Source organism: Bacteroidota bacterium, assembly GCA_030706745.1.
Classification (GTDB): Bacteria; Bacteroidota; Ignavibacteria; order Palsa-1295; family Palsa-1295; genus PALSA-1295.
The window spans coordinates 157,953-171,916 of record JAUZNX010000001.1 but is presented as its reverse complement, the minus strand read 5'-3'; the positions used below and the strand labels follow the sequence as shown (position 1 = coordinate 171,916).

At 53.4% G+C, this 13,964-nt stretch carries 19 protein-coding genes; 14 read left to right on the top strand and 5 right to left on the bottom strand.

Going from position 1 to position 13,964, the window contains the following annotated elements:
• Positions 1-11 precede the first annotated feature (11 nt).
• Entirely contained in the window at positions 12-662 is a 651-nt protein-coding gene (locus Q8902_00825; GenBank protein ID MDP4198097.1) for a hypothetical protein, read from the bottom strand.
• Positions 663-780: 118 nt separating this feature from the next.
• Here Q8902_00825 and Q8902_00820 point away from each other — a divergent pair, with 118 nt between their 5' ends.
• From Q8902_00820 to Q8902_00800, 5 genes are read left to right on the top strand one after another with little or no spacing between them, the layout of a single operon-like run.
• Complete coding sequence (locus tag Q8902_00820; GenBank protein MDP4198096.1) at positions 781-1,119, top strand: metalloregulator ArsR/SmtB family transcription factor; 339 nt, start codon at positions 781-783, stop codon at positions 1,117-1,119.
• On the top strand, positions 1,103-1,648 hold the full coding sequence (locus tag Q8902_00815; protein MDP4198095.1) for an SRPBCC domain-containing protein: 546 nt from the start codon (positions 1,103-1,105) through the stop codon (positions 1,646-1,648). Before Q8902_00820 ends, Q8902_00815 begins: the two co-directional genes overlap by 17 nt.
• Positions 1,649-1,652: 4 nt before the next feature.
• The gene (locus tag Q8902_00810) at positions 1,653-2,141 is read left to right on the top strand and encodes an isoprenylcysteine carboxylmethyltransferase family protein (GenBank protein ID MDP4198094.1); all 489 of its coding nucleotides are present in this window, start codon (positions 1,653-1,655) and stop codon (positions 2,139-2,141) included.
• Between the two features lie 22 nt (positions 2,142-2,163).
• Positions 2,164-2,628, top strand: a complete 465-nt coding sequence (locus tag Q8902_00805; protein ID MDP4198093.1) for an SRPBCC family protein — start codon at positions 2,164-2,166, stop codon at positions 2,626-2,628.
• 19 nt (positions 2,629-2,647) lie between these two features.
• Positions 2,648-3,319: a dihydrofolate reductase family protein gene (locus tag Q8902_00800; protein MDP4198092.1), complete on the top strand. Its 672-nt coding sequence runs from the start codon at positions 2,648-2,650 to the stop codon at positions 3,317-3,319.
• A 29-nt stretch (positions 3,320-3,348) separates the two neighbouring features.
• On the opposite strand, the gene Q8902_00795 is transcribed toward Q8902_00800, so the two are convergent.
• The 4 genes from Q8902_00795 to Q8902_00780 form a co-directional block, all read right to left on the bottom strand.
• Positions 3,349-5,820 carry a choice-of-anchor D domain-containing protein gene (locus Q8902_00795; protein MDP4198091.1) on the bottom strand — a complete coding sequence of 824 codons (2,472 nt, stop codon included), beginning with the start codon at positions 5,818-5,820 and terminating at the stop codon, positions 3,349-3,351.
• Between the two features lie 263 nt (positions 5,821-6,083).
• Complete coding sequence (locus Q8902_00790) at positions 6,084-7,049, bottom strand: helix-turn-helix domain-containing protein (GenBank protein ID MDP4198090.1); 966 nt, start codon at positions 7,047-7,049, stop codon at positions 6,084-6,086.
• A gap of 155 nt (positions 7,050-7,204) precedes the next feature.
• On the bottom strand, positions 7,205-8,773 hold the full coding sequence (locus Q8902_00785; GenBank protein ID MDP4198089.1) for a tetratricopeptide repeat protein: 1,569 nt from the start codon (positions 8,771-8,773) through the stop codon (positions 7,205-7,207).
• Complete coding sequence (locus tag Q8902_00780; GenBank protein MDP4198088.1) at positions 8,763-9,428, bottom strand: hypothetical protein; 666 nt, start codon at positions 9,426-9,428, stop codon at positions 8,763-8,765. Before Q8902_00780 ends, Q8902_00785 begins: the two co-directional genes overlap by 11 nt.
• A gap of 242 nt (positions 9,429-9,670) precedes the next feature.
• Between Q8902_00780 and Q8902_00775 the strand changes: the two genes are divergently transcribed.
• The 9 genes from Q8902_00775 to Q8902_00735 all read left to right on the top strand — a co-directional run bounded on the left by Q8902_00775 (position 9,671) and on the right by Q8902_00735 (position 13,910).
• Complete coding sequence (locus Q8902_00775) at positions 9,671-10,117, top strand: VOC family protein (protein MDP4198087.1); 447 nt, start codon at positions 9,671-9,673, stop codon at positions 10,115-10,117.
• Between the two features lie 184 nt (positions 10,118-10,301).
• Positions 10,302-10,691, top strand: a complete 390-nt coding sequence (locus tag Q8902_00770; GenBank protein ID MDP4198086.1) for a VOC family protein — start codon at positions 10,302-10,304, stop codon at positions 10,689-10,691.
• Positions 10,692-10,726: 35 nt separating this feature from the next.
• On the top strand, positions 10,727-10,909 hold the full coding sequence (locus Q8902_00765) for a hypothetical protein (GenBank protein MDP4198085.1): 183 nt from the start codon (positions 10,727-10,729) through the stop codon (positions 10,907-10,909).
• Between the two features lie 34 nt (positions 10,910-10,943).
• The gene (locus Q8902_00760) at positions 10,944-11,819 is read left to right on the top strand and encodes a VOC family protein (protein MDP4198084.1); all 876 of its coding nucleotides are present in this window, start codon (positions 10,944-10,946) and stop codon (positions 11,817-11,819) included.
• A 53-nt stretch (positions 11,820-11,872) separates the two neighbouring features.
• Positions 11,873-12,292, top strand: a complete 420-nt coding sequence (locus Q8902_00755; GenBank protein ID MDP4198083.1) for a YciI family protein — start codon at positions 11,873-11,875, stop codon at positions 12,290-12,292.
• Positions 12,293-12,343: 51 nt separating this feature from the next.
• Positions 12,344-12,769 (top strand): VOC family protein, encoded by a 426-nt coding sequence (locus tag Q8902_00750; protein ID MDP4198082.1) that lies wholly within the window; start codon positions 12,344-12,346, stop codon positions 12,767-12,769.
• Between the two features lie 80 nt (positions 12,770-12,849).
• A complete protein-coding gene (locus Q8902_00745; GenBank protein ID MDP4198081.1) occupies positions 12,850-13,086 on the top strand; it encodes a hypothetical protein in 237 nt (78 codons plus the stop codon).
• Positions 13,086-13,487 (top strand): type II toxin-antitoxin system VapC family toxin, encoded by a 402-nt coding sequence (locus Q8902_00740; protein ID MDP4198080.1) that lies wholly within the window; start codon positions 13,086-13,088, stop codon positions 13,485-13,487. The genes Q8902_00745 and Q8902_00740 overlap by 1 nt, the downstream gene beginning before the upstream one ends.
• Before the next feature lie 90 nt (positions 13,488-13,577).
• The gene (locus Q8902_00735) at positions 13,578-13,910 is read left to right on the top strand and encodes a metalloregulator ArsR/SmtB family transcription factor (protein ID MDP4198079.1); all 333 of its coding nucleotides are present in this window, start codon (positions 13,578-13,580) and stop codon (positions 13,908-13,910) included.
• The last annotated feature ends 54 nt before the right edge of the window (positions 13,911-13,964 follow it).

Sequence of the window (13,964 nt, the reverse complement as noted above, 5' to 3'; positions counted from 1 at the left end):
GATTGAATTCTTCAGTGGCCAAGCTTATATGAGGTGAGCACTCGCGTGTAATTCTTGCTCTTCGCATCGCCAGAAACGCTTTGCTCCTTCAGGAAATAGCCGACGTTCGCAGAATACCAGTACGTGATTGACGCGCTGAAGCCGACCGCTCCTGAGGCGGGATCGGCAGGTATAACGTGCGTTTCCCGGCTCGTCTTCGTACACGGATACACCGAGTCGCCCATCCGAATTGTGTCTGTGCCAAGATACGTGTACTTGTTGGCGACTTCCTCATTGCAGGCAATGCCATTCAAGGTAGCAGGCCCCGTCGTCGTAATGGTGTAGGTACTTTGCGTGTGAACCGGATAGATAGCATCGCATCCGCATTGTGACATGAGATCGCCATCGCTCCGAACGATGAGCGTGTCATCTTTCGCTGTGGAAAAGCCTGCCAAGACGTCCGATGTTCGGTGTGCGATGAATCCGCCGGGGCAAGTCGACATCCTGACGCGCTCGAGGAGGGTGTCGGGCTGGCTATCGCTACCCGTACCGAAATAGCTATAGCTGTATGCACTTCCATCCGGCGGGATGACAGCAGGCGGCTGCAATGTGGCTGGTGGATCCAGGCTGAACATCCTGCAAGCGCCGAATACGAGCGCAACGAGAGACAATGACCATTTCATAAATTGTAAGGGAACGTGAAGGTTACTATTAGGAAGAACCGCGAAGGGGGGTATTGGTTACACTTTAAAATCAATAAATCTTAGGAAACCGAACGGTTACGTATTGAGTTAAGGGGTTATGCGACGCGACGTTTTTCAAGCGATAGCCGATCCCACGCGGCGAGCGATTCTCGCTCTGCTTGCGGTACAGACATTGACCGTGAGCGGCATTGCTGAGCACTTCAACGTCACCCGCCCCGCTGTATCGAAGCACCTGAAGATCCTTGCCGAATGCGGATTAGTCAGCGTCACCCAACATGGCCGGGAGCGGTATTGCGAGGCCAAACTCAAAAAGCTGGATGAGGTATCTAACTGGGTCGAGCGATACCGAGAGATGTGGGAGCAACGGCTCGACCGGTTGGAGATATATTTAGCGGAATTGCAAGCAAACGATAAATCCAATGGCAACACAATCTGATTTCACCGTCACAACTGCGCCGAAGGAAGTTATCATGACGCGCACGTTCGATGCGCCACTCGAACTTGTCTTCGACGCGTTCACTTTGAAGGAGCATATTGAGAAGTGGTTCGGGCCGCACGGCTTCGAGACCACGGCCGAATCCGATCCGCGACCTGGCGGCGCGTTCCGAATCGTGATGCACGCGACCGATGCGTTGCCGCCGGAGTTCGCGGGGGACTATCCGATGCGCGGCGTGTACAAAGAATTCGTTCGCCCGGAGCGGATCGTCTGGGAGAGTTCGCTCGTAGAACACTCGGAGGAGTGGAAGGCGCAACTCAAAGCGCATTGCCACACGAAGAGTGATGATGTGTTCTCAGCGATGGCAACGATTACCTTCGAAGACCTTGGTGGCAAGACCAAACTGACGATTCGCTCGACGTTCGCGAGTGATGCGATCCGCAATGGCTATGTCGAGACCGGCATGAACCAGGGCTGGTCTGAGAGCCTCGACCGATTGGACGTTCTCGTGCAACGCACAAATCGCTAACGGCATGTCACTTCATAGTTGGTTACACAATGAGCGTGGCGAGTGGTACGTCCTTTTGCAGGTACTGCTCATGGCCATGGTGTTCGTGGCCCATAGAATAGATGCACCTGAACGCCATCTTGTCGAGATTCGCCTTGATGCTCCCTACTTGCTCGGCGCCGTGCTGGCTATTGCCGGGGTGACGATCGCGTTGTTGGGAGTGGGAGCGCTCGGACGGTCGCTCTCGCCGTATCCAAGGCCAAAAGCGGAAGCGGAGTTGCACGAGCGCGGTGTCTATGGCATCGTCCGGCACCCGATCTATAGCGGCATCGTGCTCTGGTCGCTCGGCTGGAGCGTCATGTACCTGAGTCTTGCGACGCTTGCCGCCGCACTCGTGCTATTTGCATTCTTCGACATCAAGGCGCGCCGCGAAGAGCGGTGGCTCGAACAAAAGTTTACGGGTTATACTGCATACAAACAGCGAGTCCGAAAGCTGATCCCATTCGTCTATTGATTTCGACTAACTCAATTCTTATATGAACGATCTGATGACCGAAGCTGAACCGACAACCGACCGTGAGATGAGCGCCACACGCATACTCGATGCGCCACGCGATCTCGTCTGGAAAGTGCTTACCGATCCTGAACACATCAAGCACTGGTGGGGGCCGAACGGGTTTACCCTAACAACGCACGAATTCGAAATGCGCACCGGCGGCGAATGGAACTTCACCATGCACGGACCCGACGGCACCGATTACATCAATGAGATGGTCTTCGCGGAAATCGTCCCTAATGAGCGGATCGTTTTTACACATGGCCCTGCACCACAGTTTCAAATGTTGATTCAACTCTTCGACCGAGACGGCAAAACGGAACTCCGATGGAGCAATGTCTTCGAGAACGAAGAGGATTATAAGCGCGCGGTGGAGGTATTCCATGCAATAGAAGGACTGGAACAGAATCTTGGACGACTGGAAGCATATCTCAACACATTCTAATTGTAACAACCAAAACAAGATGTCTAAAGTACGAGTACACGCATTTACTCTTTCCATCGAGGGCTACGGAGCAGGGCCACATCAAGACCTGGAGAGTCCGCTCGGCATCGGCGGCAAAACGCTGCACGGATGGATGGTCGAAACTCGAACATTCCACGAGATGATAGGAAAGGACGGTGGGACAACAGGAATCAATGACGAATTGACGAAGCGTGGCTTCGAGAATATCGGAGCCGAGATCTTAGGCCGCAATATGTTTGGCCCAGTCCGCGGTCCCTGGCCCGACAACGAATGGAAAGGATGGTGGGGCGCAAACCCGCCGTATCATTGCGACGTGTTCGTGCTGACGCATCACGCTCGCCCATCCGTGAAGATGGAAGGCGGCACCACATTTCATTTCGTCACTGATGGCATCCATGCAGCGTTGGAACGAGCGAGAGAGGCGGCCAACGGCAAAGATATCCGGATCGGCGGCGGCGTTGCGACGATTCGGCAATACCTAAAGGCGGGACTAATTGACGAGATGCATCTTGCTATTTCGCCGGTACTGCTTGGCTCGGGCGAACACCTGCTGTCCGGGATCGACCTACCTGTGCTTGGCTATGAGTGTACCGAGCAGGTTACCACAAGTCAGGCTATGCATCTGATCATCACCAAACGTCTCAGCGCGAGCAAGGCAGGACGGGAATGAACGTCGTCTCGCAGGTCATGCGAGAGACTTCACTTCCGCATGAGGATTGGGACCACCATTTCCTCGTTCGCTGTACGGACTTTCAGGAAATATGCACCGGGCGTTATCTTGCCAAGATTAATGCTGATTTGGCGGTCGCCATCAAGGAGATGTCCGTCGAAGACGGTTGCCAGCTCGCGGCCAATCATATCAAGCAGTAAGATTGTGATACGGCCATCCTCGCCCAGGTGAATTGGCACCGTCACATCGCCGCTGGAAGGATTCGGATACGGGGCGCCAAGTATGATGGAGTGAGTCACTAAGTCGCTCTGTACTCCGCTGCTTCCCGACGTGCCTGCGAGCGCGATACGATCGGGGGAACCTGCGGCATTACTCGCGATCGACAGGTTACCGGAAACCGGACCGGCTGATACCGGCGCAAAATGTACCGTAAGCGTGGTCGTGGAAAATGCGGGAATCCCGGATGGCGGATCTATGACCGAGAAGGCGGCATTGTCCGAAGTGATACTTGTGATGGTGTCGTCGATGGCGCCGTTGTTATTGATAAGTATAGTAGTATCACGCGACTGGCCAACGGCAACCGGACCAAAATCTACCGAACTGACCGAAGAGGTGAATTCGGCGATGCCTGGCTTGGCGACCAACGCGAAGATTCCATCGCTGGTCGTCGCATACGTTGTATCACCATAGGAGTAAAGCCCACTCACCTTCATCCCACCAAAGCCGGCATAGGTCCAGGATGCACCAACATTAGTCGTAAAGTAAATCCCACTTCCGGGACCGGTCACGCTCCAATCCACGAAGAGAATATTGTTAGAATCTACTGAGAATGCATCGGGATATGCATACTGAATCCCAGGCGGGGAAGCGATCAATTGCCAGGTACCCGAAACATGGTGATACAGATCGGAGCCCGTACTGCCGAACATCGATCCATCAGGTCCCGCAGTCATGTGACTAAAGTAAATTCCTGATCCGAGCCCTATCGTATCCGCAATCCAGGAACCTCCCGAAATCGGGCGTCTTGAGACGGTACCTGGAAATCCAACCCCGCTCAGGTATAGCATGCCATGCCAATCAGAGGACATCGAGTTCGCATAACTATGTGTCTGCGGTGTGTAACCAGCAGTATCTCCCATCCAGCTACCTCCACGAGGTTTTACGAAGATCGTATTTCGAAAACTGCTCCCATACGCGGAGGATGCCAAATGCTGAGTGCCGAATTCGTCCACATACCAAACGTTCGCATTTTGCATAGGCACTCCAAGAGTATCAGCTTGCCAGCTTGCGCCGCGATCACTCGAAATGAACAACGGGAGCGCAGATGTCAACCCAATATCGAGCGCATAGACATTGCTGATTCCATCCTGATACAGAGAAGTCCGGGAAGAGAAGCCGCTGGTAGGATACGATTTAGACCAAATGGTGTCACCGGCTTTGATCGAAAAAACACCGAGCGCATCACTCGCCATGAAGAATCCGGGACTGGTCTTAGCAAAGCCATGGAATGTCTCAGCATTGATGCCTCGATTGGCTGCGGTCCACGTTGTCCCCCGATCTGTACTCGCGTACACTCCCGCTGTCGTCCCGGCAATGAGGATGGTGTCCCCAGATATGCTGGTGATCGCAACGCTTGCATTGGTCTGCGCGGTAATGCCAGCGGAAATCGATTGCCATGTTTGCAGGCCATCGCTGGACTTGAGCAGCACAAGATTTCCTTGCGCATCCTGACCGTAGATGAAGTCATCGCCGAAACTATCATCGGAGGCGCCCCGCATCGTCGCGACCGTCGCGTCGTTTCGCCATGATGAACCATGATCGACGCTGATAAATATCCCTTGCGAGCCGTTGTTGCTGACGATCATCCGGTCGCGCCGATCGATGAAGATCTGCTTGAGATTATCCGAGCCAGAACCAGTGAGCGAGGTTACTTTCGTCCATGTACTGCCCGTTGGAGTCTGGATAAATAGCCCAGCGGCAGTCGTGGCATAGACATTCTGTTCGGAATCGAGGTAGAAGTCCCCGATGCGGATCGGCTTGCCAAACTGCGATGGTAGTCCGGCCGTGTCCGGCGTCCAAATGGCATGACTGCTATCGCGACTGACATCGATGTACGAACTCGACAGCGCATAGAGTGCATCACCTTTTATTTTGGTCCATGAATCTGAACCAACAGAGCCGAGGTGTGCTTGATACACGGGACTAAAGTAAGTATAGACATTCCCGTCGAAATGCTCCTGGATCCAGTAGATATCACCATTACTGAGAAGGATGAGAATTCCGTGCGGACGCGTATTATCTTTGGTGTAGAATGCATCCACAATCGTCGTACCCGAAGGCGCGGTAAAGTCGCCGATCCACGTATCGACCTCGAAGGGCAAAGATGGGATCAGACCTTCCCTTCGGAACCGATAGAGATGCCTCGTCGTGGCACAGAACCAAGCATTCGCTCCACCAGAACTCGTGTTGACGATTGGCTCGCCCTGCAGTCGACCGTTCATAGGGATCGATTGTGCCTCCCCGCGATACGGCACGCTGAGCATAGTGGCGGTGAGTAGGAACAATGATGCATAACGACAGCGAACAACCCGTGGCAGCGACAAGAAATGGCAAGACATATGCGTTTCGATCAGCTTGAATGAAGCAAAATCAATCTCACAAAGATACAACAGATTTGCATTTGAGTAAGTACTTCTTACGATCAACTCGACAATTCAGAATAGGCGCAGTGACTTAGAATCTCAACATTTGTCACGGAAACCTCTCAATTGTACTTATTCCGGTAATCAATCGGCGACAAACCCGTGATCTTCTTGAATGTCGTCCGGAATGCCTTGGTGTCGGAGTAGCCGACATCATACATCACTTCGCTGACATTCTTGCGGTTGGTTTCGAGGCTCTTCTTCGCCGCTTCGATTTTCACCCGCTGCATATACTCGACGACAGTATTCGAGGTCGCTTTTTTGAATCGACGCTCGAATGTTCGGCGGCCCATCGCCGACATCGCAGCCAGTTGCTCGATCGTAATCTTCTTTTGAAAATTACCTTCGATAAAGGCTTGGGCTTCTTTGATCGGCTCGTCTTCATGGTCCTTCTGGCCCGTGAAAATGATGAACGGTGATTGGGTGTCGCGATCGATTTCAATTTCGTAAATCTTCGCACACGCGATTGCCACGTCGCGGCCCGCATACTTATCAATGAGGTACATAATCAGATTCCAAAACGAATTCGCGCCGCCGCTGGAATAGACGCCGCCTTCATCGGTGATAACCTTCTCGGAGACGAGATCGACGGACGGAAACATCTTTCTAAAATCATTTTGCGCTAACCAATGTGTCGCGCACTTCTTTCCATCGACGAGTCCGGTCGCAGCGAGCAGAAATGCGCCGACACACAGGCTCGCGACTTCCGCTCCATTCTTGTATTGCTCGACGATCCACGGGAAGAACTCGCGGTTGATCGCTATGACCTCATTCCAATCGCCATTCACGGCCGGGATGATGATTGTGTCCGGTTGGTACGCATCCGCAATCGTCACGTCGGGTCGCACGGTAAACAGCCGGTCGTATACCTGGGCGTCAGCGCTCAGCCCAACGAGCTTTACGTCAAACAGCGGTGGTTTCCCCATTCGCAGCAAAACTTCGTTTGCGCGATTGAAGCCAATGTACGATCCTTCGATGCAGCCCAGTGCGACAGCCCCACGCGGTACAAGAATAGCGATATTCTTCATGAAAAGAACTTGGATTTCGCAGATTGATATGGATTACGCGGATTGATGCCGCGATCCAAAAATACGAAATTCCATTGTCGCAATCAACCCCCAAGGATGCCATTTTTGCACCCTCGCGATGAGAGTCGGTATTCACCACCGCGCCTGGAATAGATCTAAACGTTACCACTCAAGAATTCGCCCAGATGGTCCCCGGTCTTTAGCCCCAGTTTCTTACGGATATTGAAGCGATGGTTCTCCAGAGTCCGCTCGGAGAGACTCAAAAGTTTGGCGATTTCCGGATTGATGAGGCCCACACGGACCAGTGCACATACTCGAACCTCCTGGGACGTCAGTTCAGGAAACTTGATTTCGAGATTCGTCCGGAAGCCAGGATGAAGCATCGTTAGCTGTGCCTCGAACTTCGGCCAGTCGATCTCCTGCCGCGGAAGTGCTCGGATGATCTCCTGGATTTCATTCAAGGTATTGATGGGATCCGCAAGTCTCCGAACCGCCTCCCGAATGCCATCGCGAATTTTCTGGACGAGCTCAGCCTGTGCCGCGACAGAGAGGAGCTGCATCGCAATCTGCTGTTCGAGTTTCTCGGCGCGTAGTTTCTGCAATTCCATAGCGTGCCGCTCGCGTTGGGTCGCAATTAAGATCTGGGCAGCGCCAAGTTTATCCTGGAGTTGTTCCGAATCACGCTCCTCGCGGCTGCGCTCGCGCTCTCGATCGTGATGGACGACCATTCTCCAGTCGCCCATCGCTTCGTAGGCGCTCGAGTAGGTCTCGTGGAGGCGCCATGCGAACCGCTTGCTTCCGGATTCCTGAAGATATTTCGAAGCCGATTCCAGCATCGACAGCGCTTCCGCCGGGTTGCCCGAGCGTGTCTCCAGATCTGCAATCGACATCTGGCAGGATGCAAGACTACTGAGCCGCCCCTGAGCGAGATAGAGATTGGAAGCAAGATGCATTCGCTCGCGTGCGGCTGGAATCTCGCCCAATTCCATCTCGCAATAACCTATCTTTGCCGTGAGATTAGCAACATTAATCGGATCGTCGAGCTGCTCAACCAGTTCCAGCGCTTTGAGGTTGATCTCCTTTGCAAGCATAGCATCTCCCAGGTGCAGATGCATCGAGGCGCTCCATGCATAGTTCAGGGAAAGGGCGCGTTCCAGCTGCGGCGTGGCGATCGAGCCCGAACGGACCGAAGCGAGCGCCTTCTCGAAAAATTCGAGCGCGGCTCGATATCGGCATGAATCCGCAAGCAGCGTTCCCATCCTGTGCAGCGCGACGTGCTCTTCGGGCGTCCCGAGTAACTCGTCCAGAGCGGCTCTCGCGTGATCCATGGCGAGATCGTGCATCTCCCATTGCTGATAGACCCACGCCAGATCGGTCCGTGCCAGACCCGCACCGATGCGATCGCCAATTTCCAGCGCGATCGCAAGCGCGCGGTCGTGGTATGTCTTCGCGGAAGGATAGTCCTCACGGCGCTCTTCGATGACGCCGCGCGTGTTCGTCGCACGCCCTTCGATTTCGCGTTCACCCGTGGCCCGGGCGTTTGCGATGAGTCCATCGAATTCACTCGCTGCTTCCAATAGCCGGCCTTGCTGGCGCAGTGCATCGGCCGCGGTGAACCATGCCTGCAACTTGTCTTTCGTTACGGGTTGCTCATCGATTGGGTTCAGAATGGCCGGACGTTCCATGATAGTGGAAACAGGAAATGCTTCCAGCTTAGTGCGCATATCGTGTTCTGGCCGCGGTTCCAGCCGCCACTCCCGCATCTTGGTCGCGTGCGCTTGTTTGAGCAGTGCGGGTTGTCGAATCTTCCAGCGGTTCCGTGCCCCTTCCACTAAGTCTGAGCGTTGGCGCAACAACTCCATGTGCGAGCACAAACGACACTACTGTGGCATACGTCTTCTCCGCAGTTGGAGCGAACTGGAATACAACGGTCCCTCTCTGGTGCGGCGGAATCGTAACCCGTGCAAAGAGTATATTGAATCCATTTTCGGATGCACGATCGATCGATAGAATGTCCATCGTATCACTGCCCGTATTCGTGAATGAGAACGTTTGTTGTTCAGTCTGGCCAACGGGCACAGCTCCAAAGTTGAGTCGCTTGGGGCTAGTTGTCGTGAATATTGCCCGAGCGCCATCTCCGCGCAACCGTGCTGCGCATCGTTCGTCCGATAGGCCGATAGTTGGAACTGCGCAACTGGATTCCGCATCGTTTGTCAGAACCTCGATCGGACTCACGATCGCCGGGGCAGAGTAGTTAATTGCCGGGTGTAATGTCGCACCCTGCGCGACAGCTTCTGATGCTATCACGCAAAGAAGCATCTGCGCCAGCGCCAGGATCGAGGGTCCGTACTGTCTTGTGCGAATGATGTAGTTTTTCATAGTGTCTCAAGAAAAAGAGTGACTAAGTCTTCGGCGTATTGCCATCGACAAGTGCAAACTACGGCCAGTCTCGGAAAATCGGTTACTCACGCGGGTACTCAATCTTCCATCATGCTACCGGAATGGCCTTAGAGTCGTTGTCGCAATTAGCCCCTTAGAATGCCGCTTTTGCAGCTCACCCCCCTTCATAGCAAAGCTGTAAGTTTGCACTCGTTAGCTCAAACGGGCACAAAATGGCGAAAATGACTCAAATTAACGCATACGTGACTTTTGAGGGCAATTGTCGTGAAGCAATGTCTTTCTATCACAACTGCTTGGGTGGTGAGTTACTAATCCAGACCATAGGCGGATCGAGCATCGAAGACCAATGCCCGACAAGCATGAAAGACCAGATTTTGCATGCATCGCTCTGCTCGGATGCGCTGACCCTCATGGGCTCGGATATGATCGGGCCGGACGGCTTCCATCAAGGAAATAACATTGCGCTTGCACTCCATTGCAGTACCGAGGAGGAGATCGAGACATTCTTCTCGAAGCTTTCTTTGGGTGGTCGAGTCATTCACCCGCTCAGCGTGGAATTCTGGGGGGCGACATTCGGTATGGTTACCGATCGGTTTGGCATCCGCTGGATGCTGAGCTACGACGAAACGCTGCATGTCGTGCTACACACAAAAAATGGCAAAAAATAACGCGATCGTAACATGCAAGTTGGAATAGTTTCTGTTTTGAGGGCGGGGCTAAGTCGGGAACGAGTGTTTCATTACATCACCGTGGCTTTGCTCTTCCTCGATGGTGTCATCGGATCCATCGTATTCTTGGACGAATCTTAGAGTTCACATTCTACACCAACTAATTTATCAAAGGAGTAACATCATGAATCCAGTAGTACATTTCGAAATGCCGGCAAAAGACCGCAAACGCATGAGCGAATTTTACACCAAAGCGTTTGGCTGGAAGACCCAACAATTCGGTGAGGACATGGGCAATTACGTGCTCGTCGAAACAGCCGAAGGCGATGGGAACGGCCGGCCAAAGCAAGGAATCAACGGTGGCTTCTACGATCGCACCGAGGATCCGGTCTCTCATGCGCCATCGATCGTTATCGGCGTCGAGAACCTCCAAGACCATCTTAAAAAAGTGACGGCTGCAGGCGGCAAGATTATCGGTGAACCAACAGAGATTCCCGGCGTCGGCAAATGGGTATCGTTTCTTGATACCGAAGGCAATCGCGTCAGCATGCTACAGCCAAACGCAATGGGCTAACGCACAGGATCCATGCAAAAAAGCACACCTTGTCTGTGGTTCGACACACAAGCGGAAGAGGCTGCGAACTTTTACGTCAGCCTCTTCAAGAACTCGAAGATACTGAGGATCCTTTTGACCGATGCGGCCCTGCGAAGGCCAGTCGCGTAATGAAGGCGATGCTCGGGATGCGGAAGCTCGATATTGCCGCACTCGAAGCTGCGCTCAATAAAGGCTAACGTTCTTTCAACATACGTTCAGTAAATTCTACCAATGCAAAAAATCAATCCGTTCCTGTGGTTCAACGATAACGCTGTCGACGCAGCCAACGTATACACGAGCGCGTTTAAGAATGCGAAGACCGTGAGCACGATGCCGGGACAAGCGCCAACGCTGGGTGGTAAGCCAATGGGTGTGACCGTCGAACTGGCTGGCACGACCTTCATCCTGTTCAACGGCGGACCACAGTATCACCCGAATCCATCGATTTCGTTCTATGCCATGTGCGAAACAGAGGAAGAGGTTGAGACACTCTGGAGCACCCTCTCCAAAGATGGAAAGATCATGATGGAAATGAACGCCTACCCGTGGAGCGAGAAGTATGGATGGACCGAGGACAAGTTCGGAGTCTCCTGGCAAATCGGACTTACGCGCAGAACATCGCGGGTTGTGCCGACCCTGATGTATAATGGCGCGCAGCAAGGCAAGGCGGAAGAGGCAGTGAAATTCTATGTTTCGCAGTTTCCGAGTTCAAGCATCGATCACGTCGCACGCTATGAACCTGACGAGGAGGGACCGACGGGGCAAATCAAGCACGCCGGCTTCAAACTGAACGATCAGATCTTCGCGGCGATGGATAGCGGCCATCCGATGGACGTACCCTTTACACCGGGCATCTCGCTCTTCATCAATTGCGACACGCAGGAAGAAGTCGATCGATTATGGGACAAACTCGGAGAGGGAGGGCGCTACGATCGCTGCGGCTGGCTCCAGGATAAATATGGAGTATCGTGGCAAATCATACCGACACTTCTCGGCAAGCTCATGGGCGACAAAGACCCGAAAAGAGCCGGGAACGTCATGCAGGCGATGCTCGGAATGAACAAAATCGATATGAAAGGACTCGAAGAAGCTTATCACAAATCGTAACGCCTAACGCGTTACTTAGCATTGTTTACCTAACACACAACAAGGAGGATACCATGCGATTTCTTGTCATCGTCAAAGCATCGAAAGCATCGGAACGTGGAGATATGCCATCAACCGAAATGCTCACAGCAATGGGCAGATTCAATCAGCAGTTGGTCGATGCGGGCATCATGCTCGCTGCCGACGGTCTTCATCCATCATCGAAAGGCGCGCGAGTTCACTTCGGTAAGAACCAGACCGTTACGAAGGGACCATTCACCAACACAAATGATCTCGTCGCCGGCTACTGGGTTTGGCGGTTGCCATCGCTCGATGATGCGATCGCCTGGCTCAAGCGTGCGCCGTTTTTAGAGGGCGATGAAGTCGAGATTCGCCCGATTTTCGAAGCTGAAGATTTCGGCGAGCAGCTCACACAGGAGTTGCGCGAGCAGGAGCGCCGTCAGGGGCAGAAGATCGCGGAGTACGCGGGATAACAATCGACAACGCTTCAGAACAATATCATTTTTGTCTAACCAATCACAACCATGAAGATCGTCAATCCATATTTCAATTTCCCGGGCAAGACCGAGGAAGCATTCAACTTTTACAAGTCCGTGTTTGGTGGCGAGTTCCTGTTCCTGCAGCGGTTCAAGGATACTCCGCAGGCGGGTCCCATCTCGCCGGATGAGGCGAACGGCATCATGCACGTCTCGCTCAAAGTAGGCGAGAGCACACTGATGGGTACGGATGCCGTCGAATCCGCCGGACATAAAGTAACCATGGGGAACAACGTGAATCTATCCCTCGAGACCGACAGCCGCGAGGAAGCCGATCGCATCTTTAAGGGACTCTCACCCGGCGCCTCGAACATCATGCCGCTTCAGGACATGTTCTGGGGATCCTATTGGGGCTCGCTGAAGGACAAATACGGCGTCTGCTGGATGGTCAATTACACCAAGCCGAAGCAGTAACACCCGCGCATCGTTGATTGGAACAAACGTTCTGTGGAAGCTGGTTACCCATATAACCAGCTTCCCAGAAATATTCGTTTATGAAGACAACGATCGACCTCCCAGATGACCTGATGCACCGTGTGAGGATTCGTGCCGTGCACGAGCAGAAGAAGCTCAAAGACGTGCTCGCTGAGGCCATCGGTGCATGGCTCGAACAAGGCCGAGTGCGATCGGCCGTGAAATCGCGGAAGCTCCCGAAACCAGTCCCCCTGAAAGGACGCGGACCACTGACGATTGAAGAGATCGAAGCTGCCATCAATTGGGGCAGAGAATAATGCTCGTCGTCGATGCGAACATTCTGGCCTATCTGCTGATCGAAGGCGACCGTAATCAAGCCGCGTTGAAATTATTGGATCGCGATTCCGACTGGCATAGTGAAGCATTCGTACTGACCGAATTGACCAATGTCCTCGTCACCTGCATTCGCACGAACGCGTTGACACTCGAACAATCCATCGGCGTCCTTGAACGCGCCGAAGCGACGCTGAAAGCGAAGCTTCATTTCGTTTCTCATTTCGATGCCCTTCGGATCGCCAATGAATTCGGAGTTACGGCCTACGATGCACGCTACCTCGTCCTTGCTCGCAAACTTGGCCTTCGCCTTGTGACCGAAGATAGAAAACTTCGCAAAGCCGCGCCAGCACTGACCCAATCGCTCGATGACGCCCTCAAGTAGTACTTAGTCCTCTTGAGCATCCTTGCGATATTTTTACGAATAAGACGCACCCGCTGAAACATATCGTAATATTACGATGTATAAGGCCGTATGGGAGCAACCAAATCAGACGAATTCTCCGTAAAGGACAACCGGATCGCCACGTATTCCAAAGCGCTGGCCCATCCGGCGCGAGTGGCGATTCTGCGGCTGCTGATCGAGCGTCGCGCGTGTATGTGCGGAGACATTGTCGATGAGTTGCCGATCGCACAGAGTACTGTATCGCAGCACCTGAAGGCGCTCAAGGATGCCGGCCTGATCCAGGGCGATATCGAAGGCGCGAAAGTTTGCTACTGTATAAACGAAACGGAATGGAAGGCGGCGCAGGAATTCCTCGCGGCGTTCTTCGGCTCCTACGATGCCTCCCTGGTCGCGTGTTGCTGAATCTAACCGCATCCATCGGCCAATTACGATAATGATTACCTCCTCTGATTCATC

Coding starts and splice junctions, on each gene's coding strand:
- Q8902_00825 (MDP4198097.1), bottom strand. CDS start 662: ATGAAATGGTCATTGTCTCTCGTTGCGCTCGTATTCGGCGCTTGCAGG.
- Q8902_00820 (MDP4198096.1), top strand. CDS start 781: ATGCGACGCGACGTTTTTCAAGCGATAGCCGATCCCACGCGGCGAGCG.
- Q8902_00815 (MDP4198095.1), top strand. CDS start 1,103: ATGGCAACACAATCTGATTTCACCGTCACAACTGCGCCGAAGGAAGTT.
- Q8902_00810 (MDP4198094.1), top strand. CDS start 1,653: ATGTCACTTCATAGTTGGTTACACAATGAGCGTGGCGAGTGGTACGTC.
- Q8902_00805 (MDP4198093.1), top strand. CDS start 2,164: ATGAACGATCTGATGACCGAAGCTGAACCGACAACCGACCGTGAGATG.
- Q8902_00800 (MDP4198092.1), top strand. CDS start 2,648: ATGTCTAAAGTACGAGTACACGCATTTACTCTTTCCATCGAGGGCTAC.
- Q8902_00795 (MDP4198091.1), bottom strand. CDS start 5,820: ATGAACGGTCGACTGCAGGGCGAGCCAATCGTCAACACGAGTTCTGGT.
- Q8902_00790 (MDP4198090.1), bottom strand. CDS start 7,049: ATGAAGAATATCGCTATTCTTGTACCGCGTGGGGCTGTCGCACTGGGC.
- Q8902_00785 (MDP4198089.1), bottom strand. CDS start 8,773: ATGCGCACTAAGCTGGAAGCATTTCCTGTTTCCACTATCATGGAACGT.
- Q8902_00780 (MDP4198088.1), bottom strand. CDS start 9,428: ATGAAAAACTACATCATTCGCACAAGACAGTACGGACCCTCGATCCTG.
- Q8902_00775 (MDP4198087.1), top strand. CDS start 9,671: ATGACTCAAATTAACGCATACGTGACTTTTGAGGGCAATTGTCGTGAA.
- Q8902_00770 (MDP4198086.1), top strand. CDS start 10,302: ATGAATCCAGTAGTACATTTCGAAATGCCGGCAAAAGACCGCAAACGC.
- Q8902_00760 (MDP4198084.1), top strand. CDS start 10,944: ATGCAAAAAATCAATCCGTTCCTGTGGTTCAACGATAACGCTGTCGAC.
- Q8902_00755 (MDP4198083.1), top strand. CDS start 11,873: ATGCGATTTCTTGTCATCGTCAAAGCATCGAAAGCATCGGAACGTGGA.
- Q8902_00750 (MDP4198082.1), top strand. CDS start 12,344: ATGAAGATCGTCAATCCATATTTCAATTTCCCGGGCAAGACCGAGGAA.
- Q8902_00745 (MDP4198081.1), top strand. CDS start 12,850: ATGAAGACAACGATCGACCTCCCAGATGACCTGATGCACCGTGTGAGG.
- Q8902_00740 (MDP4198080.1), top strand. CDS start 13,086: ATGCTCGTCGTCGATGCGAACATTCTGGCCTATCTGCTGATCGAAGGC.
- Q8902_00735 (MDP4198079.1), top strand. CDS start 13,578: ATGGGAGCAACCAAATCAGACGAATTCTCCGTAAAGGACAACCGGATC.